Raw genomic sequence first — 23,436 nt, forward strand, 5'->3', positions numbered from 1 at the left:
GACGCGCTCGGCGGGTATACGGCAGACATGCCGGGTTCGCGGTGGAACGATCCCCCGGCCGGGGTGCGGCGGAGGGGCCCGGCCGGGGCGCGGGGCGTCCGGCGGGCCCCGGTCGCCGCGGTGGGGCGTGCGCTGTCACCGCGCGGCGCCCTGGCGCTGCGGGAGGTGGACGGGGCGTTCCTCTTCGCCGCGCGGGCCGCCGTGGGCATGGGCGTGGCCGCCGTGCCGATCGTGGCGGCGGGCAGGCCCGACCTCGCCGTGTACGCCATGCTGGGCTCCTTCACCAGCACGTTCGGCCGCGATCTCCCGTATGCGCGGCGGGCCCGTGTCCTCGCTCTGGCGGCCGTGGCGATGACCGCCTGCGTGGGCGGCGGTTCGGCCCTCGCGCTCGCGACGCGTCCGGGCGGGACCACGGCGGGCGCCGCCTGGGTGGTCGCGGCGACGGCGGTGGTCGCGGGCGTGGCGAAGTTCGTGTGCGACGCCGCGCGGCTCGAGGGGCTGGGCGCGGTCCTGCTGCTGTTCTCGTTCGCGGTGGCCGCGAACGCCCCCGCGGGCCGCGCCGACGTGGGGACCTGCACCGCGCTCGCGGCGGCGGGGGCGGCGCTCGCGTGGCCGCTGGGCGTCTCGGGCCGGCTGGTGCACCCGGACCGGCCGCAGCGCCTCGCGGTCGCCAACGCCCAGCGTGCGGTGGCGGAACTGCTGGAGGCGTCCGGCGCGGGGGACGTGCCGCGGCGGACGCGGCACGGCGCGACCGTCGCGGTCCTGCACGCCTACCGGTGTCTCGGACGTCCGCCACCGGCCCGGCCCCGGACTCCAGCTCCGGGCCGCGACGCGGTGTTCGTGCGTCTCACCGACCGGTCCTGGACCCTGCTGGTGCGCTCCGCGCAGGACGCGGTGGACGACCCCGCCGGGATGGCCCGGCACCTGCGCGGGCAGGCCCGCCTCCTCACCGGACGACGCCACCGCCTTCCCTCCGGCCTGTACGAGGCGCCGCCCGGAACGGCACCCCCGGGAGCGGCCGGGGGCACGGCCCGGACCGCGGCTGCCGGGGCGACGGAGACCGACGCCGCCGCGCTGCGGGCCGGCGAGCTGCTGGTCGGGCGGCCGGGCCACGGCGTGCACCTGGGCGTACTGGCCGTGCCCGCGCTGCGGATGGCGCTGGGCACCGGTGCGGCCGGGGGTCTCGCCGCGCTGCTGCACCTGGAGCACGGCTACTGGGCGGCCGTCACGGCGGCGGCCGTGCTGCACTCGGTGAACCTGCGCACCACCGCCCAGCGCGCCGTGCAGCGGACCCTGGGCACCGCCACCGGGCTGCTGATCGCCCTCGTGCTGCTGGCCGCGCACCCGGAACCCCTGGCCCTCGCCCTGGTGATCGTGTGCCTGGAGTTCCTGCTGGAGTACCTCGTGGCCCGCAACTACGCGCTGGGCGTCGTCTTCCTCACCCCGATGGCGCTGCTGTTGAGCGACCTCGCGGCTCCCGCGCCCACCGGGGAGCTGGTCCTCGACCGGGTGCTCGGCAGCGTGCTGGGCATCGCCGTGGGGCTGCTGTGCGCCCTGCTGGTGGTGCACGACCGGGCCGCCACACGGGTGGACCGTGCTCTGGCCGCGTGTGCGGCCCTCGCCGACGAGGCCGAACGGACGCGGTCCGGGACCTCCTCCGCGCCGCTCGCGCTGGTCCAGGTCCGGCTGGCGACGGCCGTCGTGGAACTGCGGGAGGCCGACGACGCCGCTGCGGGTGAGCTGTGGCCCGCGGGGATCGACCCCGCCGGACTCGCCGCCACCGAGCGACGCGCCTACACGCTGCTCGCCGAGCTGGACCGGCGGCGGTAGGGCCGCTCGAGGGTGCCGCGACCAGGTGCGCCGCGCGGAGGGCCGACGGTGCCCGGCGGATCAGGCCGGCTGCGGAGTCGACCGGTGCAGGCCCTTGCGGTCGCAGTAGGCGGGTCATGGCGAAGCCGGAGAGAAGGGCCGGCGCCGCTCCGACGGCGATCATGGTCCAGGCGCGGGCGAGTCCGGCGTCGGCGCGCGCGTCGACGAACGGGATGGCCCGGACGCCGTCGCTGGACTGCCGCATGGGCTCGAAGAGGGACAGGAAGCGGTAGAGGCCGGGGACGGCCCGGAGCGGGACGGTGGCGCCCGAGGACGGGCACCAGCGCGAGGAGGCCGGTCAGCACGGTGGGGAACAGCCACGGCGCCGGGCGCCGCAGGAGGGCGCCGAGGCCCGCCGGGGCGGTGCCTCGGACGGCGGGGTGCCCGGGGTGCCTGGAGGGGACCCCGCCGGGGATGCCCGTGCCGGACGACGGCGGACGTCCGGGGGCGGGCGCGCCGCTGCGCCCGTCCCCGTGTCCTCCGCCCCCGGTCCCGGCCCCGTCCTCCTGTCCCGCGGTCCCGTCCTCGCGTCCCCCGGTCCCGTCGCCGTGCCCGCCGGCCGCGGGGGTGTCGCGGTCCTCGCGGTCGGCGTCCATGGTTCTCCCTGGTTCCGGAGGGCCGATGCCTCCGGCTGCGGCGGCGACGGGTCACGCACGGTCCTCAGGACTGGGGACGGCGACCGTGGTTCGCGGCGTGCTTGCGGCGGGCCTTCTTCTTGCGGCGTCGCTTCGACGACATGGGGAGATCTCCTTTCACCTGGCCGGTCAGAGGTCGGGGGTGGCCGGCCGGAGGCCGGACGGGAGGCCGGGGCGCCGGGTCCGGGCGGCCGCTTCCTGGGCCTGCTCCTCCCGCAGTTCGGCCCGGTCCGCCTGTGTGCGGGCGGCGAGTTCGTCCGCGTCGGGCCGCAGGGGCATGCCCCGCCCGTGTCCGGTGTCCGGGTCCCCCTCGACTTCCTTGTTGGACTTGTGGTGGTGGGCCATGACCGCTCCCTCGCACGAGTGTTTCCTGCGCACGTTCCGGGGGCCGGGTCCGCGGGCGGCGGTCAGCCGTCGCCGCCCGGGCCCGGCGCGGCGCCGCCCGGCTGCGTCCCGTCGGCGCCCTCGGTCCTCGCCTCCGGCGCGCCGGAGGCGTCGCCGGGGGCCTCGGACGGTTCCGGCTTGCGGACGGTGCAGTGGAGGCTGTCCTGGATCACGTCGGCGACGATGGTGTCGCCCGGATCGGCCTCCCCCGAGAGGAGGAGGGAGGCGATGCGGTTGTCCAGCTCGTTCTGGATGGTCCGCCGCAGTGGCCGCGCGCCGAACTCGGGCTGGTAGCCGTGCGCCACCAGCAGCTTCTTCGCGGCCTCGGTCACCTCGAGCGTCAGTCCCTGGGCGCGGACCCGGTGTTCGCTCCGGGCCAGCAGGTGGTCGACGATCTTTCCGAGGTCCGCCTCGGTGAGGCCGTGGAAGATGATGATCTCGTCGATGCGGTTGAGGAACTCCGGCAGGAACCGCGACCGCAGGTCCTCCATGAGGTCGCCCCGGATCTCCGACACGTCGCCCCGGTGGTCCAGGATGCGGTGCGCGCCGATGTTGGACGTCATGATGACCACGCAGTGCCGGAAGTCCACGGTCCGGCCCTGGGCGTCGGTGAGGCGGCCGTCGTCGAGGATCTGCAGCAGCGTGTTGAAGATGTCGGGGTGGGCCTTCTCGACCTCGTCGAACAGCAGCACGCTGTACGGCTGCCGGCGGACCTTCTCGGTGAGCTGGCCGGCCTCCTCGTAGCCGACGTATCCGGGAGGGGCGCCGACCAGGCGGGCCACCGTGTGTTTCTCCTGGAACTCGCTCATGTCGAAGCGGACCATGCGGTCCTCCTCGCCGAAGAGCAACTCGGCGAGCGTCTTGGCGAGTTCCGTCTTGCCGACGCCGGTGGGCCCGAGGAAGAGGAAGGAACCGACGGGGCGCTTGGGGTCGCCCATGCCGGCCCGGTTGCGGCGCACGGCGAGCGCCACCGCGGTGACCGCCTCGTCCTGGCCCACGATCCTGGCGTGCATCTCCTCCTCGAGCCGCAGCAGCCGGTCCTTCTCGCCGGCGGTGAGCTGGGCGACCGGGATCCCGGTGCGGCGGGCGACGACGTCGGCGACGTCCTTCGCGGTGACGGACACCACGCCCTCGCGGCGCTCGTCGATGCCGGCCAGTTCGCCCTCGACGTCGGCCAGTTCCTTCTTCAGGTCGGCGGCCTTCTCGAAGTCCTCGGCGGCGACGGCCTGGTCCTTCTCCCGGCGCAGCTTCGCGAGGCGGTCCTCCCGGCTGACGACCTCGGTCGAGCGCACGGCGCCCCGCAGCCGCACGCGGGCGCCCGCCTGGTCCATCACGTCGATGGCCTTGTCCGGCAGGAACCGGTCGCTGATGTAGCGGTCGGAGAGCTCCGCCGCGGCGGCGAGGGCCCCGTCGGCGAAGCGGACCTGGTGGTGGGCCTCGTAGGCGTCCCGCAGGCCCTCCAGGATCCCGATGGTCTCCTCGACGCTCGGCTCGGGGATCAGGACCGGCTGGAAGCGGCGTTCGAGGGCCGCGTCCTTCTCGATGTGCTTGCGGTACTCGTCGATGGTCGTGGCGCCGACGACGTGGAGTTCGCCCCGGGCGAGGGCCGGCTTGAGCATGTTGCCCGCGTCCATCGAGCCCTCGCCGGTGGCGCCCGCACCGACCACGGTGTGCAGTTCGTCGATGAACAGGACGATGTCGCCCTCGGCCGCCTTCACGTCCTCGATGACCTTCTTCAGCCGCTCCTCGAACTGCCCGCGGTACTGGGCTCCGGCGACGAGGGCGGAGAGGTCGAGGGAGACCACCCGCTTGTCCTTGAGGGTGTCGGGGACCTCGCCGGCCACGATGCGCTGGGCGAGTCCCTCGACGATGGCGGTCTTGCCGACCCCGGGTTCCCCGATGAGCACGGGGTTGTTCTTGGAGCGGCGGGAGAGAATCTCGACGGTCTGCTCGATCTCCTCGGCCCGGCCGACCACGGGATCGAGCTTTCCGGCCCGGGCCTCCTCGGTCAGGTCACGGCCGTACTCGTCCAGCGTGGTGGCGGGGGCGCCGCCCCCGGTCTGGGCGGCGTCGGCGCGCGAGGCCCGCTCGGCGGCACCGCGCACCTTGCTCGCGTCGAAGTTCTCGGCCCGCAGTACGCGGGAGGCTCCCGAGTCGGGGTCGTCCAGGAGGGCGGAGAGGATGTGCTCGGGGCCGATGTAGGTGCCGCCCGCCGACTGCGCGTGTGCGTACGCGGTGGCGAGGGTGCGCTTGGCCGCCGGGGTGAGTCCGGGCTCGGCGGACGGCTCGGCCGACTCCCGGGGGAGGATCCGGTCGAGTTCCGTCACGAGCGTGCCGGGATCGACCCCGGCCCGGGCGAGCAGCTTCCTGGCGGGGTCGACCTGCGCGGCGGCCCACAGCAGGTGCTCGGTGTCGAGGTCCGAGGTGCCGTCCTCGGCGGCGCGCCGCACGGCCAGGTTCAGCAGTTCGTGGGAGGAGTCGCTGAGCAGCCGGCCGATCGGCACGCGCTGCACCGCGGGGGGCGACGAAGCGGGCGACGTGCCGAAGAACCGGCTGAGCATCTCGTTGAACGGGTCCGAGGAACCGAAGGCTGAACCGAAGGGAATCGACATGGCGCCTCCAGGGCGGCGAGACCACATTCCACTCAAACAACAGGGTGGGTGGCCTGCAACCGGAGCACGACCGGCCGCCGGGGGCCCGGCCTGGCACTCGGTGCCGCCCGGAATCCGGGCCGGGAGGCCGGGGCCGCCGGCCGCCCGGCCCGCGGCCCCGGCCGCCCCTGCTCGCTGCACGGGTGACTGCGGCTCGCAGCCATGGCCCGTGGCCGTAGGGGCGCCGTCAGCCCCGGGGGCTGCTGATCCGCTCCGGCTCGATGACGTAGAGGACCCGGACCTGGTCGCGGCCTCCGAACCACGGGTAGGGGCCGCCCAGGTACTTCTGCGACAGCGCCTCGATGTGCTCGACCGCGCCGTCCGTCGTGGTCCGGACGACCCGGCCGCGAATCTGTACGTACGAGGAGGGGTCGGCCGGGTCCGAGACGGCGACGGCGACGCGGGGGTCGCGGGCGATGTTCCGGGTCTTCTGGTGCGAGGCGACGCTGTTGATCAGCACGTGCTCGCCGTCGGTGTCGACCCAGGTCTGGGTGAGCTGGGGCGAGCCGTCCGGCATGGTGGTGGCGAGATAGCAGGTGCTGGGGCGGCGCAGCAGCGCCACGAGGTCCTCGCCGAGGGGCACGGGCACGGGTTCCTCCGTCGGGGGGCACGGGATCGGATCCGGCCACAGTAGACAGCGGGGCCGGGCGCGGGACACGCACCCCGCCGGTCGCCGCCGCTGCTCCGCGGGCCGGGTCCGGCTCGGGCGGCGCCGTCCCGCCGGACCGTCAACCGGGCCACCGGCCGGGCGGGTTGGGAAAACCCCTGGCTCCTCGTGCTGCGCCCGGGCTACGCTCCACGGCAAGGCGGGGTCGTAGCACAGAGGTAATGCGCCGCGATGCCATCTCGGAGGACGCCGGTTCGAATCCGGCCGCCCCGCCCCTCCACGTCCGCCGGGTGCGGCACCTCAGCGGAAGGTGTCGCACTGGGCCGTGTCCCCGGTGCGGTAGCCCTGGTGGAACCACTGCTGACGCTGCGCGGCCGAACCGTGGGTCCAGGTCTCCGGGTTCACCCGGCCCTGGAAGCGCTCCTGGATCCGGTCGTCGCCGACCGCGGCGGCCGCGTCGAGGCCGTCGCGGATGTCGGCCTGCGTGAGACTGGTGATGAGGGGCCTGCCGGTGGCCGGGTCGGGGGCCGTGGTGGCGTGGTGGGCCCACACCCCGGCGTAGCAGTCCGCCTGGAGTTCCGTGCGCACGGCGGCGCTGGAGGTCCCGGTCCGGCCGTCCTGGTTCCGCGCCAGCACACCGGTGAGGTCCTGGACGTGGTGCCCGTACTCGTGGGCGACCACGTAGGCCTGCGCGAAGGGACCGCCGCTCGCGCCGAACTTGGTGCGCAACTCGTCGAAGAAGTCCAGGTCGATGTAGACCTTTCGGTCGCCGGGGCAGTAGAAGGGGCCGACGGCCGAGGTCGCCGTGCCGCAGGCGGTGGCCACCTGCCGGCTGAAGAACACCGTCGGGGCCTGCCGGTAGGTGCTGTGCCGGTCCCTGAATTCCTGCGTCCAGTAGTCCTGGACGCTGTTCACGACGGCGACGACGCGGCAGTCCTCCCTGGCGTTGGCGTCCCGGCCGGTGCGGCAGGACTGCGCGAGCTGCGGCAGGGAGGAGACGGGCGGCGCGGGCCGGTGTCCGCCCGAGGAGAGCCCGAGCTGGTCGGGGCCCACGCCGAGCAGGAGCCCGACCGCCAGCACGATCAGGCCGATGACGCCGCCACCGACGGTCACGCCCCCGCCGGGGATCCGGCTGCCCCGGGTGTCCTGCACCTCGGAGGTGTCCAGATCCGCGTCGTCGTCGAACTGCATGTGCGCCACCCTCGCGATGTGTCGGTGCCCGGCTGCATGCGTACCCCGGCCGGAGTCCGGGGGCACCCGGGCGGGTTCCGTCCTCCGGGTCCGCCCGCGGGGACCCGGTACGTCCCCACCCTACGAGTGGCCCGGGGCGCGGGGCGGCTGCCCGGGGCCGGGCGGGCCGCGGTGTCCGCCGCGTGGATGCGGGTCAGGCCGGGCTGAGCGGATGGGAGGCCGTCGCGGAGCGCGGCGGCCAGGCGTGCGGGGAGAGGATGCCGAGGACGTAGGCGCGGGCGACGAGGGCGGCGCGGGTCGGTGCGTCCAGGAGGTCGCGCAGCCGGCTGAGGTGGTAGTCGACGGTCTGGCGGGACAGGTGCAGGGACGCCGCGATGTCCGCGTTGCTGTGCCCGGCGGCGAGCAGGGCGAGGATGCGCACCTGGGTGGCGGTCAGCGGGGGGTGCGCCTCGTGGCGCAGGCCGAGGTGGGTGACGACGGCCCAGACGCCGCGCGGGCCGCCGGGGCTGCGGCCGACGGTGGTGAGGTGCAGCCAGGCCCGGCGCAGCCGGCGCTCGCTGTCGACGAGCACGGCGGAGGTGCGGGCGCTGCGGCGCCGGCCGTCGACGAGGTCGTCCCACAGCCGGTGCAGCTCCCGCCGCTCGGGCGTCTCGGCGAGGAGGGCGTCGGCCGGCAGCCCGACCAGGTCGGAGAGGCGGGCGTGCAGGATCTCGGCGGCGGCCGTGCTGGCCTCGCCGACCAGTCCGTCGGGAGTGAGGCGGACGCAGGGCAGACCGCTGTGGTCGCGCAGTGCGCGCAGGTCCTCCTCCGCCTGCCGGCGCTGGTCGAGCGCCTGGGTGTAGTCGGTGATGTCGACGTAGATCCCGGCCACGCAGCGCCGGGAGCCCCAGCGGACCGGGAAGCGGTATCCGGCGGCCCGTCCGCTGGTGCCGTCGGCACGCCGGTAGGTGAGGGTGTGGCGGACGGGTCGGCCGCCGGAGAGGACCTCCTGGTCGAGGGCGAGGAAGCGGACGGCGTCGTCGGGTCCGTCGACGTCGCCGAGGTGGCGGCCGACCACGTCGTCCCGGGTGGTGCCGTAGAGGTGGGCGTAGGCGTGGTTGGTCCACAGGTAGCACCCGGAGGCGTCGCGGACGAACGCGGCGGCGGGGGTGAGGTCGGCGAAGGAGACGTACGGGTCGGTGTCCGCGGAACGGCCGCCGACCTCGACCGCCACTCCCCTGCTGCGGTGCGGGCGGGTGCCGCGCCCGGCCGCGGGCCAGCTGACGTCGAAGGTCCGGCCCTCGAAGTGCGCCTGGTAGTGGCCGCCGGTCCCCGGCGGGTGGGGTGCCGTGTCGAAGTCCGCGCGGAGGGTGTCCAGGAAGCGGCGGGCGGTCCCCTCGTCCGTGAAGGCGCCGCCGCCGCTGTCGACCACTCTCAGCCCGCCGTCGGCCTCCCACCAGGACACGGGGAGATGCGCGAGCAGGGACTTGAAATCGGCCTCGTCCACGGCCCAACTCCTTCAACATTCCATCAGAATTACGTTGAGTAACACGGCATGCGTATCCCGTAGGAGCGTGCGGCATGCCGGGGGGCAGCCCGGGGCCGCCCTCTTCCCGCCGTCGCCCCGGGGCGGGCACTAGCGCATCACCGAACCTTCACACACCGTCAACTGGGTGCGTACTTCAGGCATTTGCCTGACCCGTTCGGGCCCGGCGCCCTCGGCCGGACGGTGCGGGACTGCTTCGCTTGAGAGAGGACGCGCGACGCCGCGCAACCGGCGGCCGACAGGCCGTGAGGGCCGACACGACCGCGTGCCGAAACGTTTCGATGTCCCCGGAGACCAGAGGAGATGGGTATCTGTGAGCAAGGTGCTGTACGTGCATGCAAAGGGCGGCCCGCCGGTGGGATACGCCCTGACGCGGGTGGCCGCGAGGGCCGCGGTGCACCTGCTGGCACTCAGCGAACTGCCCGGCACGGTCGCGGCGGACGCCGCCCGGCTGTGCGCCTCGGTCGTGCGTCCGGACGCCACCGGGGAGCGGGACCTGGTGGAGCTCATCACCGACCGGGCGCGTGCGGTGGGCGCGGACGCCGTCGTCACCTTCTCGGAGTACGCGGTCGTCGCGGTCGCCGAGGCCTCCCGGCGGCTCGGCCTGCCGGGAGCGGGCGAGGCCTGCGCGCTCGCCCGCGACAAGCGGCTGATGCGGAGCGTGTGGGACCGGCACGGCATCGAACAGCCCCGCTTCCGGGCCGTCGCCACGGCCGCAGAACTGCGCTCCGCGACCGAGGAGTTGTCGTTACCTCTCCTGCTCAAGGCGGCCTGGAGCGCCGGTTCGACCGCCCACCAGGTCATCGAGTCGACCGAGCAGGCGCCGGGTGCCTGGGAACGGTCGCGCGCGGTGATGGCCGCATCGGCGCAACTGGGCTACGCGGAGCTCCATGTCGCGGACGCGGGTGAGGACTTCATCGTCGAGGAGATCGTCTCCGGCTCGGCCGGGGACTGGTTCGACGGACCCGGCTGGGGCGACTACGTCAGCGTGGAGGGCGTCGTCGTGGACGGCGTGTTCAAGCCGGTGTGCCTGAGCGGCCGGATGCCGACGGTGGCACCCTTCACCGAGCGCGCGGGCATCACCCCGGCGGCCCTCGGGGACGCGGCGCAGGAGCGGGTCGTGGCGCTCGCCCGGCGCGCGGTGGAGGCGCTCGGGCTGGACACCTGCGGCACCCACACGGAGATCAAGCTCGGTGCGGGCGGCCGGATGTGGGTGATCGAGACCGCCGCGCGCTTCGGCGGCGCCATGACGGTCCCGCAGATCGAGGAGGTGTTCGGACTCGACCTGGTCGGCCTGTTCACCGACCAGCTGCTCGGCCGCAGGCCGCTGTGGCCGGACCGGACCCTCACACCGCACGAGGCCAAGGGCGCCGCGGGCTCCTTCGTGGTGCTCGCCGTCGACGGTGCCGGCGCGCCCTGGACGCGGCGGCACCGGTGGGACTCCTGCGCGGTGGTGCGCTCGGCGCCGGTGAGTGCGGGCGGCACGCTGTCCGTCGTCGCGGAGAGCTCCCTGCCGGACGGCACGCCCGTGCCCGTCTACGACCCGGCCGCCGGGGCCAACACCATGGCGGCGCTGTGCCTGCTGTCGGCCGACGCCCCGCAGACCGTCGTCCACGACTTCACCGCCCTGGTGGACGCCCTGCCGGCGATCCTGCCCGCCGCCGGTGCCGAGGAGGTCACGGCATGACCGCCGCACCGAGCGAGCCCCGGCTGCCCGACGCCGCAGGCGACCGGACGGTGGTGGGTGCCAACCTGTCGCTGCCGCTGTTCCGCGCCCTCTCCGGAGTGCTCGCGGGCCATCCGTACCTGAAGGTCGTGGTGGACCGGACGGAGGGCACCTGGCACCTGCTCGACACGCACGTGCACCCCTTCCACGTCGACTACATCGCGATCCGCGTCCTCGGCATGACCCTGGAGGAACTCGACGCGGAACTCGACGCGTTCAACGCCTCCGTCTACATGGCCCCCGACCGCCGCTTCCTGCTCGGGGTGCTGTCCCTGCACGCGGACGAGGACGCCGACGGACGCGAGCGGCCGTTCCTGGTGCTGGAGACCACCGAGGCCGACACGATGAGCGGCCCGCTGCTGGAGGAGTTCTACCGGTTCGTGCGCGGCCGCGTGGACGGCCGGCTGCCCCTGCTGCTGAAACCCGCCAACCACGGCCAGGAGCACGAGCTGGCCAAGGTCAGCGAGGTGCACGTCCCGCGGATCCTCAGCCACGAGCTCTTCGGCAACCGCACCCGCACCTGCCTCAACCCCGGCGAGGCGGAAGGACGGCTGCGGTACTTCCGCACCCGCGAGGAGTACCAGGAGGCCGCGGCCGGACTCGGCTGGTCGGACATCGTCGCGATGCCGTGCCTGCCCGACGACGTCCCCCGCGTCGCGGGTTTCGTCAACACCGCCCCGATCACGCCGCTCTCGCACACCAACGTCCTCGCGTCGGGCTGGGGCATCCCCAACGCCATCGTGCGCGACCTCGACGCGCTCGTCCGCGACAAGGGCCTCGACGGCGCCTGGGTGCGCTACCGGGTGCGGGAGGACGAGATCACGCTGTCCCGGCTGGCCGCCGAGCCGTCGCTGGAGCGGCCGGTGTGGCACCAGCAGCGCATCCGCCTGGACGCCCCGTGGCTGGAGGACGCGCCGGTGCTGGCGCTGCACCGGCTGCGCCGCGAGGACCGCGACTGCTACGGCACCAAGGCGGCCAACCTCGGCGAGCTGCACCACGTCCTGGACAGCCGCACCGCCGACCTGACCGTGTTCCACGCCCGGCCGCGCCCGCCGCGGGCCGATCTGCTCGCACACCTCGCGGCCCGGCTCGGCGAGCCGGACGCGGACCGGGAACGGCTGCGCGTCGCCGCCGCCGAGCGGGTCGCGGCCACCGTGCGGGCGCCGGAGGGCGTGGCGCTGCCCTTCCGGCTGCACCACCTGTTCCTCACCTCGTCGCCGGCGCTGCAACAGGGCATCGGCAAGCTCAAGATGGCGCTGGAGCTGGAGGCGTTCGACGTCGTCGACACGCTGTGCCTGCACCTCCAGCAGCTGGTGCGCAGCACCCCGGTCCCCGACGACGTGGCACGGGCGGTCCTGCAGTCCGTGCCCGGCGCGCTGGACGCGGACAGCCGCCTGGTGGTGCGCTCCTCCTCCAACGCCGAGGACCTGCCCGGGTTCTCCGCCGCCGGGATCTACGACTCGGTGACCACCGTGCGGGGCGCGGACCAACTGCTCGACGCGGTACGGCAGGTGTGGGGTTCCCTGCTGTCCGCGCGGAGCGTCCGGCTGCGGCACGAGTACGGGATCTCCCTGGACGACACCTACATGGGCGTGATCGTGCAGGAGTACGTGCCCGCGGACCTGGGCGGTGTGCTCGTGACCTGCAACCCCACCCGGCGGGAGGACTTCCGCAACGTCTACCTCAACTGCTCGCCCGGTTCGCCCGAGCGGGTGGTCGACGGCACCGTCCTGCCGCACCAGTACCTGTACAACACGGTCGAGGGCGGCGGGCGCACGGTCGACGTCGGCTCCTCGGGCCGGGACCTCGACGCCGCGACCCGCACGTCGCTCGCCGGGCTGGCGCTCACGGGCCGGCTGCTCCAGTCGCACTTCAGCGGCGACGACGTGGACGGCGCGCTGGACATCGAGTGGCTGATGACCGCCGAGGGGACCTTCCGGCTGGTCCAGATCCGCCCCTACGCCCGATGAGGCGCCGTACGGGCCGGTGGTGGCCCTTCCCGACGTCCGCCCCCGCGCCCACGGCCGCGGCCCGGCGCATCATCCGTCTGAACAACGGCTTCCAGCTGCTGTTCAACCTGCTGTGGTGGATGCCGGTCTTCTACGCCTACCAGCGCGACGCGGGGCTCTCCGACGGCGAGATCTTCGGCATCCAGAGCATCTACTACGTCGCCTTCTGCCTGTTCGAGATCCCGACCGGTCTCGTCGCCGACCGCATCGGCGCCCGCAACTGCCTGCGCGCCGGGGCCGTGGTGATGACGGCGGCGAACCTGGCGCCGGTGTTCGCGCCGTCGTACACCGGCTTCCTGCTGCACTTCCTCGCCATCGCGGCGGGCCGCTCACTGACGTCCGGTGCGGCGAGTGCCTACCTCTACGACGGGCTGCGCGCCGAGGGCGCGGACGACCACTACCTGCGGGCGGAGGGGACGGCGCGTGCGCTGGGGCTCGCCGCCAAGGTCGTGTGCTGGCCGCTGGTGGGGCCGCTGATGCTGCTGGCCCGTCCGGCGCCCTACGTGCTGAGCGCGGCGGCCGCCGCCGGCTCGCTCGGCTGCGCGCTCGCCCTGCCACGGCTCGCCCCGCGGGCCGCGGCCGCCGCGGGCGTGCGCACCGGGCGGCGGCCGCGCGGTGCCTTCCTGCGGGACACCGGTGCGGCGCTGCGCAGTCTGCGCGCCTCGCCGTGGCCGGCCCTGCTGATGGTGCAGGGCGTGGCGGTGTTCACGCTCTCGCGCATCTGCCAGGTCAACCTCTTCCAGCCCGTGCTGCTGGACCACGGCATCGGGGAGGGCGCCAGCGGCAGTGTGCTGGCGGCCATGACGGTCGCCGAGGCGGTCGCCTCCGCCCGTCCGCAGTGGCTCGGCCGGCGGCTGCCGCCGGTGGCGTGGGTGTCCCTGCTCAGCATGGCACTCGCCGCGGCGCTGGCCGGCACCACCGTCGGCGGCCCGTGGGGCGCGGTCGCGCTGCTCTGCGTGTTCGCCGCGATCACCGGTCTCGTGTATCCCGTGCAGCGCAAGCTCATCAACGACGCGATCCCGGCGGACGCGCCCCGTGCCACCCTGCTCTCCGTGGAGAGCATCGTGGACCGCGGCGTGTGCGCACTGGCCGCGGTCGCGGCGGGCGCGTATCTGGCGGCGGGACGGCTGGACGCGCTGCTGTGGCAGAGCGCGGCGGTGACGTGCGTGCTCATGCCGGTCCTGCACGTGCTGCTGCACCGGACCCGCCGGACCGCGGGGGCGGGACGCACCGGGCGCGGGTCCCGGCCGGCGGCACCCGGCACCGGGCCGCGGCCCGCTCGGGCGCTCCCGGAGGAACCGGTCCCGCTGCCGGTGGACGAGGGCGCGGCACCGCGGACCTGAGACGCCGGCACCACGCGGGGCGGGGCCGGCGGACGCGTCTGTCCCATGCGGGCTCCTCCCGCCGGACCCGGCGGTGACCCCACCCCTGCGCCCGGGCGGCTCGGCGTATGGGGGACCGCGCCGCGTGACCCGCTGTCCGGGCGGAGAGAGCCGGCGGACGTCGGAGGTGCGGCGAGCGTGGGGGCGGCGCCGTGCGGGCGCAGGGCGTGCGGGCGTGAGAGGGCCGTGCGGCGTCAGGGTCCCGGCGGCCGCGGGCGGCACACGCCCGGGTGGGCTCACGGGGCGGTCCGCTCGCCGGCCACGGGTTCCACCGGAGCAGGACGTCCGGTCCGGCGTCCCGTGGCGGCCAGGATCGCCGGCGCCGCCGCACCCAGGAGCCCGAGGGCGGCCGCGCCGCGCAGGACCGCGTCGATGGCCCCGGCGTCCGACGCGGCGGTCGCGGCCGAACCGCTCGCGGTCTCCAGGACGGTCGCGGCCAGCGTCACTCCGACGGCACCCGCGAGGACCAGCGAGGTCAGGACCACGCCCGAGGCGATCGCGCTCTGCCGGGGCGGGACGTACGACTGCGTCGCCACGTTGGTCAGTGCCCAGCCCAGGCCCACTCCCACGCCCACCACCACGAACACCAGGCTGTAGAGCCACAGCGCCTTCGCGAAGGTCAGCCCCACGAGCGCCGCCCCGCTGACGAGCATGCCCAGCGCCATCAGGACCTCGGCGCGCCACCGCTGGGCCAGCCGTCCGGACCAGTAGCTGGCCCCGCCCGCACCGCACGACAGGGCCAGGAAGACCAGTCCCGCCTCCAGCGGCGACAGCCCCCGCGCCTGCTGGAGGTACAACGCGGAGAACACCGCGACCAGGCAGTAGACGACGTTGGACAGGGAGCCCGCGGCGGTGACCACGGCGAAGGGCACGTTGCGCAGCAGCGACAGGTCCATCAAGGGGCTCGCGGCGCGTCGTTCGACGAGGAGGAAGGCGCACAGGAGCACGAGGCCCCCCGCGATCACGGTGAGGGTCGCGGGGGAGAACCAGCCCCATCCATGGCCCTGGTCCACGCCCAGCATCACGCACACGAGTCCCAGAGCGACGGTGAGGGCCCCGGGCACGTCGAGGCCGCGGCGGGCCGAGTCGTCGCGGCTCTCGGGGACGTAGCGCAGCATCAGCGCGCCCGCGACCGCGCACAGCGGCACGTTGAGGAAGAACGCCGCGCGCCAGCTGACGTGCTCGGCGAACGCCCCTCCCACGAAGGGGCCGAGCGCGGTGCCCACCGCACTGAACGCGAGCACGGTGCAGACGGCTCTGGCCTGCCGTCTGCCCGCGAAGCCCGCCGCGGCGATGGCCACCGCGAGGGGGAAGATCATCGCCGCTCCGACTCCCTGGACGCCCCGCCCGGCGACCAGCCACGCGGCGTTCTGGGCGGCCCCGCAGAACACCGAGAGCGCGGCGAACACGGTCAGGCCGACCAGGATCAGCCTGCGCCGCCCGTGCTGGTCGGCGAGGCGGCCCGCGATGACCATGAGCGCGCCCAGGGACAGCATGTATCCGCTGACCAGCCACTGGAGGTTGGTCGAGGTGGTGCCGAAGTCGCGGGCGATGACCGGCAGCATGAGGTTGAGGGCGAACCAGTCCAGCTGGACCAGCAGCATGGAGAGGGAGGCGGCGGCGATGAGGGCCCGCTCGCGCCCGCTGTATCCCGCCGACCGCTCGGATGCGTCGTCCGTCTGACCACTCACGTCGCCTCCCGGCCGTACGACGCCCTCGGCGTCGCTCCGCGCGCTCGCCGCGGTGGGGCGCGTGCCCGCGGCTCCGCGCCGTGCACGGCATCCGCCGCTGTCGCGCTGTCGTCTCCCCGGCGTACCGCCCCGGCGGTGCGTGCGGGCACGGCCGGGGCGGCGGTGCGTGCGGGCACGGCCGCGGAGCGGACGGCCGCGGCGGTACCTGCCGCACACGCCTCGGCCTCGCCTCGTACGCCCGGCCCTGCACGGCCGGACGGGACACTCCCTCGATTCTCGGCCGGGGCCACCGACTCTTCCACCGGAGCGCTGTCGGCGGACGGCCGTCGAGAAGGACCCGGACCGGGGAACGGGCGCGGGCCGGAAGGCGGGCGCCGAGCGGAGGGGCGGGCCCGCAGGCGGCCCGGGCCGGGGGACGGGCACCGACCGGCAGGCGGGCCCGGGCCGGGAGACGGGCGGCTGCTGCTATGTTCGCAAGCCCGCGGCCGCGCGACCGGCGACTTGCGCCGCCCGCCCCTGCCGAGGAGCCCCGCATGACCAGCCGCGTCGTCCTCGTCTCGCCGGCGCTCGGCCCGTCGCAGCGCCGGGCGCGGTTCTACGACGGCGACCCGCTCGACGCCTCCGGAGCGGCGGAAGCCGGGGCGGCGGCCGGTACCGTGCCGCCCGGCGACCGGGTCCTGGTCTCCCCCGCCCTGCGGTGCGCGCAGACCGCGTCCGCGCTGGGTCTGGACGCGACCGGGTGCGGGGACCTGGCGGGCCTCGACGTGGGCCGGTGGCGCGGGCGGTCGCTGGACGAGGTCGCGGCGGCCGAACCGGAGTCCGTGGCGGCCTGGCTGGCGGATCCCGGCGCGGTCCCGCACGGCGGCGAGTCGGTGCGCGAGATGTGCGCGCGGATCGCGGGATGGCTGGAGTCCACCGCTTCGGGGACGGACGGGCGGACGGTCGCCGTGGTGGAACCGGAGGTGGTGCGGGCCGTCGTGGTGCACGTGCTGTCGGCGCCCGCGGCCGCGTTCTGGCGGGTGGACGTCCCGCCGCTGACGGCGACCGAGGTGAGCGGCCGGTCCGGACGCTGGAACCTGCGCGCCGGCCGTCCGCTCGGCGCGCCGGAGCGTACGCCCGGCCCCTGACATGCGTCCCCGCGGTGCGCGACCGGCGGCGCACGACGTCCGCGACGGACGGACCGGCGAGGCACGGCCGGGACCGGCCGGGAGGGCAGGGGGCCTTCGGACGGATCCGAAGGCCCCCGTGGTGCGGACGGACTCAGTGGACGGCGGATGCCGTGCGTCCGGTTGCGGCCGTCCCCGACCGCGGGGCGAGCAGGCGCTCCGCCAACTCGCCGAAGACGAGCCCGAATCCGGCCCACAGCACGGCCTGGACGGCCAGGGCGGAAAGCCGGAACCGCCAGAGCAGCGCGGCCGGGAAGTCCTTCGGCACCTCGTCGACGACCGGCAGGAAGGCGTAGGCCAGGCCGATCACGAGGGCGAAGGCGGCCACCGCCGCGACGGTGGCGTACCAGGTGCCCAGCACGGGTGCGAGCCGCTTGCCGAGGAGCGTGGCGGCGATCGCGAGGAGCACACCGAGCATCATCATCAGGAAGTACAGCGTGGTGCGCCTGCCGATGGTGCCGGGGTCGCCCACCGAGGGCGGATTGGCCGGGTACTTGAGGAACGGCACGACGTACACGGCGAGCAGGGCGCACGCGGACAGCAGCAGCGCGGTCGCACGCGGGCCGAAGCGCCCGACGCGGCCGAGCGCGCAGCAGTACGCGAGCGCGGCGATCCCGCCGAAGGCGACCCCGTAGACCAGGACGCCGGTGGCGAGGCCCGCGGTGGACTGCAGGGATCGGGAGACGACCTCCACCCCGTGCTCGTGGGAGTGGGCCTCCTCGAAGCGGATCGCCCTGTCGATGTCCGGCTCACCGAGGAGGTAGCCGGTGACGAGGGCGAGCAGGCCGGCGGCGAGACCGGCGAGCATGCCGCGCACGAGGAGGTTTCTGACCGTTGCGGAGTTCATGGGCGTACGGCGTCCCTCGCGTCAGTGGCAGGGGAAGCCGAGGAGGTGGCGTGCGTCGTGCACCCACTCGTGGACGTCCGTGCCGTTGAACACGGAGGTGGCGCCCTGTTCGGCGCCGACGAAGTACAGCAGGACCAGCATGAGGACGCCGAAGAAGACCGCCCAGGGCGCGATCGCCCTCAGCGGAAGCTTGGCGGGAACGACGGGGGTGGTGGCTGTCGGCAGGGCGACGGTCTGCGCCATGGCAGGACCTCCTCTGGGAGTTCGCGTCCCATCTCGGTGGTGCACGTGACGACGGCTGCGGGTCTGACTCACGCGGCGCCCCAGCGAGCTGGACCGTCCCGTACACAGTGGCGCGACCGTGCCGGATTTCCACCGGCTTCCGCCTGCCGTCGTCGATATCGGACCGACAGTACCGTGGGGCGGGGTCCCGGCCAAGACCGGACCGGCGGCCCGACCGGTGCGACCCGGCGACCCGGCAGGGCGAGCGGAGCGGGGCGACCGGCGCGGGTGACCGACCCGGCGACCCGGCAGTGCGACGGCGCGGGTGATCGCCGCGGGGAGGGGGGACCGCGGTCCTGACGGATTCGGGCCGGACCCGGCAGGTGTCGTCCCGGGGCCCCGGGGCATCCGTCGCAGTTATGGAGGCACAGTCACAGTCAATGGCGCTTCGCGGTCGCGGCCAGGCCCGCCGCGTGGCGGACAGCACCGCGGTGAAGGCGGCGGCCCGGGCCGGATTCGCCGCCCGCGGGCTGATCTACGTGCTGGTGGGCGTGATCGCCCTGCAGATCGCGTTCGGCGAGGGCGGCGGCGGCAAGCAGGCCGACCGCGGCGGTGCCCTCAGCGAGCTGGCCCAGAAGCCCTTCGGTTCCGTGGTGCTGTGGGCCGTCGGGCTTGCGCTGGCCGGGATGGCGCTGTGGCGCCTGTCCGAGGCGGCGTTCGGGCAGGCCGGTCCGGACGGCGGCAAGCCGTCGAAGCGGGCGATGGCCGCCGCGCGGTTCGTCTTCTACGTCTTCGTGTCGTACTCGGTGCTGTCCTACGCCGCCGGCGACAAGGGCAGCGGCAGCGGTTCCACCGACAAGCGGACGGAGGACGTCACCGCCATGGTCCTGAAGTGGCCGGGCGGGCAGTGGATCGTCGGCCTGGCGGGCGCCGCCGTCGTCGGCGCCGGGCTGTGGATCGCGGCGCGGGCGGTGAAGAAGAAGTTCCGCAAGCACCTGCGCACGGAGGCGATGTCGCAGAAGGCGCAGCGCTTCACCGACTTCTTCGGCGTGGCGGGCGGATCGGCCCGCGGTGCCCTCTTCGCCGGCGCCGGCGTGTTCGCGATCGTCGCCGCCGTCCACCACCAGCCGGGTAAGGCCAAGGGCATGGACGACACCCTGCGCTCCTTCGCCGACCTGCCCGCCGGTCCCTGGCTGCTCGCCGTGATCGCGCTCGGTCTGGCCGCGTTCGGTGTCTTCTCCTGGTGCAACGCCCGCTGGCGCAAGGTCTGATCAGGCGTGTGGCGCTGCGAGCCCCGGACCCGGCCGCGCACCACCGGGCCGGGGCTCGCGCCCGCCGCACACGGGCCGTGCGGGCGGTGAAATGACGTACGGGGACGGGGAGTCGGCGGTGCTGAACTCTTGACGGGGGTGTGGCCACGTTGGTTCAGTGGATGAGCCACTGAACCACTGAGCCAACGACCGGCCGGGCGACGGAACCGGTGCGCCGCGGGGTGCGGCTCGGGGTGTCCGCCGTTCCCTGGAGGGTGAGTTGGAAGCGCTGCCACGTGCATCGGTCGTCGACGTCCTGGAGGACCGGCTGCGGGAGGAGATCCTGGCCGGCCGGCATCCCGCGGGCAGTCTGCTGCCGCCCGAGCGGCAGCTCGCCCAGGGGTACGGGGTCACCCGGACCACTCTGAAGCACGCCTTCGGCCGCCTGGTGCAGGCCGGTCTGCTGGAGACCCGGCACGGCATCGGCACCCGGGTCCGGGACTACGAGCGGCTCGGCGGGGCGGACCTGCTGCCCATGCTCGTACGGCACGACGCACGCTGGCTCGGGGAGATCTTCGACGTGCGGTGCGGCGTCGGGGCGTTGATCGCCGGCACCGCGGCCTCCCGCGCCTCGGACACGGCACGCACCACTCTGAGGGCCCTGGTGGAGTGCGTGCGCACGGCGGACGGGCCGGACGCCGTGCAGCTCGCCGACGCCGAGGTGCACCGCGCACTGGCCCGCGCCACCGGGAACCGGGTCTACGTGCTGCTGACGAACACCCTCTTCAACGCCTACCTTCCGCTGCGCCGCCATCTGGCGGGCCCCTTCCAGGACGCGGAGGAGGCGTACACGCGGCTCGCCCCCGTCGTCGCCGCGGTCGAGGCGGGTGATCCGGCGGCCGCCCGGGAGGCCGCGGAGGCGTACCTGAGGACGACCGAACACATCATGCGGGCGGGCCTGAAGGGTGCCGCGCGGTGAGCGCCGCGGAGCGCGCCACCGTCTTCGCGGAGACGATGACCGGGACGGTCCGGCTGCGCGGCGAGGACGCGGACCGTCCGATCCGCGCCGATCTCACCGTCCGCTGCGGGACGTTGATGCTGCCGCACCGCACGACGCCGGCCCGGGCCACGGGACGAGTGCGCATCGCCGGTCGGGCCGACGACACCCGGGCCGCCGGGACCCTCGAGATCTCTCCGCTCGCCCGGCGCCGCATCCACTACCGGATCACCTTCTCCCTCGACGGCCGCCCCTGCGTCCTGGAGGGCTGGAAGTCGATCGGCCTGCGACGGCCCCTGGCGTCCCTGACCGTGCTGCCCTTCACCCTCACCCGCGAGGGCTCCCCGGACCCGGTCGGCACCGGCGTCCTGCGCTTCCGCACCACGACCGCGCTCGGCCCGTTCCTGGCGAGCATGCGCTTCCCGCGCCGGGACGAGGCCCGCGCCGCATGGGCTCCGCGCTCCACCGGGACCCCGGGCCGCACCGAGGTCTGGTACACCACCGCCACCGACCCGGCGACGGGTACCGGGCTGTGGCTGCACCACGAGGTCGTCACGCCGGCCGGCTCGGGCAGCCCGTACGCACACGGCTGGGCCGCCGTCTTCCCGGGGAAGGGCGCGGACCCGGTCGTCCATGCCCGGTTCGGCCCGGTGCCGTGGCCCCCGGAGCCGTCCGGGGGTTTCACGGCCGCCGGGGTGGAGGCGGTGCCGGGCCGGCTGCGCGGCACCGCGGGCCCGCTGTCGTGGGACCTCACCGAGGAGTGCGGCGACGACGGCCCGCTGTACACGTTCCCCCGCTGGTCCTGGCGGCGGCCGCTGCTGCCCGCCGCCCAGATCGTGCCGTCCCCGCGGGCGCACTACACGGGAGTCGTCCGCCACGGTCCGGACCGGCTGGAGCTGCGTCGCGCGCCGGGCGCGTCGGCACGGATCTACGGCCACGGCAACGCCCGCCGCTGGGCGTGGCTGCACGCCGACCTCGGCGGAGGGGACGTCCTGGAGGTGGTCGCGGCGGTGTCCATGCGGCCCGGCCTGGACCGGCTGCCGCCGCTGGTCTTCCTGCGGCTGCGCAAGGACGGCCGGGTCTGGCCCCGGGGCGGACTGCGCTCCGCGATCGGCTGGGCGGGCCGGGGCCGGTTCCGGGCCGACCTGGGGCTGCCCGAGTGGACGGTGACCGGACGCGCGGGGCGCCGCCGCGTCACGGTCCGGGTCACCCAGCATGCGGACCGCACGCTGGAGTTGGGGTACACCGACCCCGACGGCTCCCCCGCCACCTGCCGCAACAGCGAGACCGCCGACGCCCGTGTGGTACTGGAACGCCGTGGCCGCGGAGGGTGGCGCACCGAGGCAGAGTGGACCCTCGACGGCACCGCGCACGCGGAGGTGGGGGACCGATGAGCTCCACCGCCGTCCGGGGACTGGTCGCGGCCCTGCTGGCGGACGAGGGCGGCGGCTGGCCGGCGGCCGTGCCGGACCGCGTCGGCCGGCTGCTGGCCTCGATGCCCGCACCGGCCCGCCACGGCTTCACGGCGGCGGCCGCCGCCGTGGACGCCTGCGCGACGGCGCGGACCGGGCGCCGTCTGGCCCGGCTGACGCCCGCGGAGCGGGAGACGGTACTGACCCGGCTGGCGGGACTGCCGGGAGCGGCGGCGCTGCTGGACGTGGTGAAGGTGCCGGTGCTGCTGGCCGCCGGCACCGAGCGCATGCTGCACGCGGGGGCCGCCGCCCCGCCCCCGGCCGCTCCCGAGGACCCGCCGCTCGACTGCGTGCCGTCCGCGCACTGGCCGGACCGCTCCCGCGCCGACGCCGTGGTGATCGGGTCGGGCGCGAGCGGAGCGGTGGCGGCGCGGACGCTGGCGCGGGCCGGGCTGCGGGTGCTGGTGCTGGAGGAGGGGCGGCGGCACAGCACCGCGGAGTTCGGCCGGCGGGCACCGCTCGACCGGTTCGCCGAGCTGTACCGCGACGGCGGAGCCACGGTCGCGCTCGGCGCTCCCCCGCTGCTGATCCCGACGGGACGCGCCGTGGGCGGCACCACGGTTGTCAACTCGGGCACCTGCTACCGCACTCCGGACCATGTGCTGGCGCGCTGGCGCTCCCGGTCGGGTCTGCACGACCTGGCGGACGCGACCGCGTTCGGCGCCCGGCTGGACGAGGTGGAGCGGATGCTGCGGGTCGCCGTCCAGCCGCTCGACGTGCTCGGTCGCAACGGCACGCTCGCCCTCGCCGGCGCCCGCGAACTGGGCTGGCGGGCCGGTCCGTTGCGGCGCAACGCGCCCGGCTGCCGCGGCTCGTGCCAGTGCGTCGTCGGCTGCCCCGCCGGGGCGAAGCAGAGCGTCCAGCTGTCGGTGTTGCCGGAGGCGTGCGCGGCCGGGGCGCGCATCGTCACCGAGGCGTCCGTGCGGCGGATCCTGACCGAGCCGGACCGTCCGGGCGGGCCCGTCGCATGCGGTGTGGCGGTCCGGCGGCCCGACGGCACCGAACTGGAGATCCTCAGCCCGCTCGTCGTGGTGGCGGCGGGCGCCCTGCAGTCCCCGCTGCTGCTGCGCCGCTCCGGGCTGGGCCGCCATCCGCGCATCGGGCGGAACCTGGCCGTGCACCCGGCGACGAGCGTGGCGGGCCGGTTCGCCGAGCCGGTCGACGACGGCGGCCCGGCGGTGCTGCAGAGCGCGGGTGTGGAGGAGCTGCACGGCGACGGCATCCTCATCGAGGCGACGGCCCCGCCACCCGGCATGGGCTCCTTCGTCCTGCCGGGTGTGGGCCGGGAACTCCGGTACGAGCTGGAGCAGTCCGGCCGCCTCGCCACGTTCGGTGCGATGATCGCCGACCGTCCCGGGGGCCGCGTCCTGGGCCGGGAACGCGGGGTACTGCGCTACGACCTGCACCCGCGCGACGCGCGACGCCTGCTGCGCTCGGTGCGGGCCATGGGCGAACTGCTCCTGGCTGCCGGCGCGGAGGAGGTCCTCACCGGTGTGCCGGCGGCCCCCGGGGCACGCACCCTGGTGGAACTGGACGCGATTCTGGCCGATGTGACGGTGCGCCGGCTGCATCTGTCCGCGTTCCATCCCACGGGTACCGTCGCGCTGGGGGCCGATGCGGCGACGGCACCGGCCCATCCCGACGGCCGGCTGCGGGGCGTGCGCGGGGTGTACGTGGCGGACGCGTCGGGGCTGCCGAGCTGTCCGGAGGTGAATCCTCAGCTCAGCATCATGGCCGTGGCCCTCACGGTGGCGCAGGCCGCCGGGGCCTCGGTGTCCGGCTGATTCACCCGACTCCCCACCGGGCCGGGGT

Annotated in this window: 18 protein-coding genes, 1 tRNA gene and 1 pseudogene; 10 read left to right on the forward strand and 10 right to left on the reverse strand. The window is 75.2% G+C overall.

Annotated features, from left to right (window positions below):
• Nucleotides 1–27: 27 nt before the first annotated feature.
• Nucleotides 28–1,830, forward strand: coding sequence for an FUSC family protein (locus tag P3H78_RS16860; RefSeq protein WP_276109807.1), 1,803 nt, complete (start codon nt 28–30; stop codon nt 1,828–1,830).
• Nucleotides 1,831–1,890: 60 nt separating this feature from the next.
• Here the strand turns inward: P3H78_RS16860 and P3H78_RS16865 are convergent.
• The 5 genes and pseudogenes from P3H78_RS16865 to P3H78_RS16880 form a co-directional block, all read right to left on the reverse strand.
• Nucleotides 1,891–2,146: pseudogene (locus P3H78_RS16865) on the reverse strand (ABC transporter); the annotation flags it as partial.
• A gap of 383 nt (nt 2,147–2,529) precedes the next feature.
• Entirely contained in the window at nt 2,530–2,607 is a 78-nt protein-coding gene (locus tag P3H78_RS33670; RefSeq protein WP_467560784.1) for a 50S ribosomal protein bL37, read from the reverse strand.
• A gap of 26 nt (nt 2,608–2,633) precedes the next feature.
• Nucleotides 2,634–2,849, reverse strand: a complete 216-nt coding sequence (locus tag P3H78_RS16870) for a hypothetical protein (RefSeq protein ID WP_276109808.1) — start codon at nt 2,847–2,849, stop codon at nt 2,634–2,636.
• Between the two features lie 62 nt (nt 2,850–2,911).
• Nucleotides 2,912–5,500, reverse strand: coding sequence for an ATP-dependent Clp protease ATP-binding subunit (locus tag P3H78_RS16875; RefSeq protein ID WP_276109809.1), 2,589 nt, complete (start codon nt 5,498–5,500; stop codon nt 2,912–2,914).
• A gap of 226 nt (nt 5,501–5,726) precedes the next feature.
• Nucleotides 5,727–6,128: a PPOX class F420-dependent oxidoreductase gene (locus P3H78_RS16880; RefSeq protein ID WP_276109810.1), complete on the reverse strand. Its 402-nt coding sequence runs from the start codon at nt 6,126–6,128 to the stop codon at nt 5,727–5,729.
• A 217-nt stretch (nt 6,129–6,345) separates the two neighbouring features.
• Here P3H78_RS16880 and P3H78_RS16885 point away from each other — a divergent pair.
• Nucleotides 6,346–6,420 (forward strand) — tRNA-Gly (locus P3H78_RS16885).
• Nucleotides 6,421–6,446: 26 nt separating this feature from the next.
• On the opposite strand, the gene ypfJ is transcribed toward P3H78_RS16885, so the two are convergent.
• Nucleotides 6,447–7,337 (reverse strand): KPN_02809 family neutral zinc metallopeptidase, encoded by an 891-nt coding sequence (gene ypfJ / locus P3H78_RS16890; protein ID WP_276109811.1) that lies wholly within the window; start codon nt 7,335–7,337, stop codon nt 6,447–6,449.
• A 193-nt stretch (nt 7,338–7,530) separates the two neighbouring features.
• Complete coding sequence (locus P3H78_RS16895; RefSeq protein WP_276109812.1) at nt 7,531–8,823, reverse strand: PAS domain-containing protein; 1,293 nt, start codon at nt 8,821–8,823, stop codon at nt 7,531–7,533.
• A 352-nt stretch (nt 8,824–9,175) separates the two neighbouring features.
• Between P3H78_RS16895 and P3H78_RS16900 the strand changes: the two genes are divergently transcribed.
• The 3 genes from P3H78_RS16900 to P3H78_RS16910 are packed head-to-tail and all read left to right on the forward strand — an operon-like array spanning nt 9,176 to nt 13,940.
• On the forward strand, nt 9,176–10,549 hold the full coding sequence (locus P3H78_RS16900) for an ATP-grasp domain-containing protein (RefSeq protein WP_276109813.1): 1,374 nt from the start codon (nt 9,176–9,178) through the stop codon (nt 10,547–10,549).
• Entirely contained in the window at nt 10,546–12,558 is a 2,013-nt protein-coding gene (locus tag P3H78_RS16905) for a PEP/pyruvate-binding domain-containing protein (RefSeq protein WP_276109814.1), read from the forward strand. The genes P3H78_RS16900 and P3H78_RS16905 overlap by 4 nt, the downstream gene beginning before the upstream one ends.
• Nucleotides 12,555–13,940: an MFS transporter gene (locus P3H78_RS16910; protein WP_276109815.1), complete on the forward strand. Its 1,386-nt coding sequence runs from the start codon at nt 12,555–12,557 to the stop codon at nt 13,938–13,940. Before P3H78_RS16905 ends, P3H78_RS16910 begins: the two co-directional genes overlap by 4 nt.
• Before the next feature lie 275 nt (nt 13,941–14,215).
• On the opposite strand, the gene P3H78_RS16915 is transcribed toward P3H78_RS16910, so the two are convergent.
• On the reverse strand, nt 14,216–15,670 hold the full coding sequence (locus tag P3H78_RS16915) for an MFS transporter (protein ID WP_276109816.1): 1,455 nt from the start codon (nt 15,668–15,670) through the stop codon (nt 14,216–14,218).
• A 533-nt stretch (nt 15,671–16,203) separates the two neighbouring features.
• Between P3H78_RS16915 and P3H78_RS16920 the strand changes: the two genes are divergently transcribed.
• Nucleotides 16,204–16,797: a histidine phosphatase family protein gene (locus P3H78_RS16920; protein ID WP_276109817.1), complete on the forward strand. Its 594-nt coding sequence runs from the start codon at nt 16,204–16,206 to the stop codon at nt 16,795–16,797.
• A 133-nt stretch (nt 16,798–16,930) separates the two neighbouring features.
• Here P3H78_RS16920 and P3H78_RS16925 read toward each other — a convergent pair whose 3' ends face one another.
• Both P3H78_RS16925 and P3H78_RS16930 read right to left on the reverse strand, forming a co-directional pair.
• Nucleotides 16,931–17,683, reverse strand: a complete 753-nt coding sequence (locus tag P3H78_RS16925; RefSeq protein WP_276109818.1) for a CbtA family protein — start codon at nt 17,681–17,683, stop codon at nt 16,931–16,933.
• Nucleotides 17,684–17,704: 21 nt separating this feature from the next.
• Nucleotides 17,705–17,926: a CbtB domain-containing protein gene (locus P3H78_RS16930; RefSeq protein WP_276109819.1), complete on the reverse strand. Its 222-nt coding sequence runs from the start codon at nt 17,924–17,926 to the stop codon at nt 17,705–17,707.
• Nucleotides 17,927–18,345: 419 nt separating this feature from the next.
• Between P3H78_RS16930 and P3H78_RS16935 the strand changes: the two genes are divergently transcribed.
• The 4 genes from P3H78_RS16935 to P3H78_RS16950 all read left to right on the forward strand — a co-directional run bounded on the left by P3H78_RS16935 (nt 18,346) and on the right by P3H78_RS16950 (nt 23,408).
• Nucleotides 18,346–19,176 (forward strand): DUF1206 domain-containing protein, encoded by an 831-nt coding sequence (locus P3H78_RS16935; RefSeq protein ID WP_276109820.1) that lies wholly within the window; start codon nt 18,346–18,348, stop codon nt 19,174–19,176.
• 259 nt (nt 19,177–19,435) lie between these two features.
• On the forward strand, nt 19,436–20,134 hold the full coding sequence (locus tag P3H78_RS16940) for a FadR/GntR family transcriptional regulator (protein WP_276109821.1): 699 nt from the start codon (nt 19,436–19,438) through the stop codon (nt 20,132–20,134).
• Entirely contained in the window at nt 20,131–21,546 is a 1,416-nt protein-coding gene (locus P3H78_RS16945; RefSeq protein ID WP_276109822.1) for a tocopherol cyclase family protein, read from the forward strand. Before P3H78_RS16940 ends, P3H78_RS16945 begins: the two co-directional genes overlap by 4 nt.
• Nucleotides 21,543–23,408 carry a GMC family oxidoreductase gene (locus P3H78_RS16950; RefSeq protein WP_276109823.1) on the forward strand — a complete coding sequence of 622 codons (1,866 nt, stop codon included), beginning with the start codon at nt 21,543–21,545 and terminating at the stop codon, nt 23,406–23,408. The genes P3H78_RS16945 and P3H78_RS16950 overlap by 4 nt, the downstream gene beginning before the upstream one ends.
• Nucleotides 23,409–23,436 lie beyond the last annotated feature (28 nt).

Origin of the sequence: Streptomyces tropicalis (assembly GCF_029269835.1) — a bacterium.
GTDB lineage: Bacteria > Actinomycetota > Actinomycetes > Streptomycetales > Streptomycetaceae > Streptomyces > Streptomyces tropicalis.

Excerpts from the sequence above, each read along its gene's own strand:
- P3H78_RS16860 (WP_276109807.1), top strand. The coding sequence starts at position 28 with ATGCCGGGTTCGCGGTGGAACGATCCCCCGGCCGGGGTGCGGCGGAGG.
- P3H78_RS33670 (WP_467560784.1), bottom strand. The coding sequence starts at position 2,607 with ATGTCGTCGAAGCGACGCCGCAAGAAGAAGGCCCGCCGCAAGCACGCC.
- P3H78_RS16870 (WP_276109808.1), bottom strand. The coding sequence starts at position 2,849 with ATGGCCCACCACCACAAGTCCAACAAGGAAGTCGAGGGGGACCCGGAC.
- P3H78_RS16875 (WP_276109809.1), bottom strand. The coding sequence starts at position 5,500 with ATGTCGATTCCCTTCGGTTCAGCCTTCGGTTCCTCGGACCCGTTCAAC.
- ypfJ (WP_276109811.1), bottom strand. The coding sequence starts at position 7,337 with ATGCAGTTCGACGACGACGCGGATCTGGACACCTCCGAGGTGCAGGAC.
- P3H78_RS16905 (WP_276109814.1), top strand. The coding sequence starts at position 10,546 with ATGACCGCCGCACCGAGCGAGCCCCGGCTGCCCGACGCCGCAGGCGAC.
- P3H78_RS16910 (WP_276109815.1), top strand. The coding sequence starts at position 12,555 with ATGAGGCGCCGTACGGGCCGGTGGTGGCCCTTCCCGACGTCCGCCCCC.
- P3H78_RS16920 (WP_276109817.1), top strand. The coding sequence starts at position 16,204 with ATGACCAGCCGCGTCGTCCTCGTCTCGCCGGCGCTCGGCCCGTCGCAG.
- P3H78_RS16925 (WP_276109818.1), bottom strand. The coding sequence starts at position 17,683 with ATGAACTCCGCAACGGTCAGAAACCTCCTCGTGCGCGGCATGCTCGCC.
- P3H78_RS16930 (WP_276109819.1), bottom strand. The coding sequence starts at position 17,926 with ATGGCGCAGACCGTCGCCCTGCCGACAGCCACCACCCCCGTCGTTCCC.
- P3H78_RS16935 (WP_276109820.1), top strand. The coding sequence starts at position 18,346 with ATGGCGCTTCGCGGTCGCGGCCAGGCCCGCCGCGTGGCGGACAGCACC.
- P3H78_RS16950 (WP_276109823.1), top strand. The coding sequence starts at position 21,543 with ATGAGCTCCACCGCCGTCCGGGGACTGGTCGCGGCCCTGCTGGCGGAC.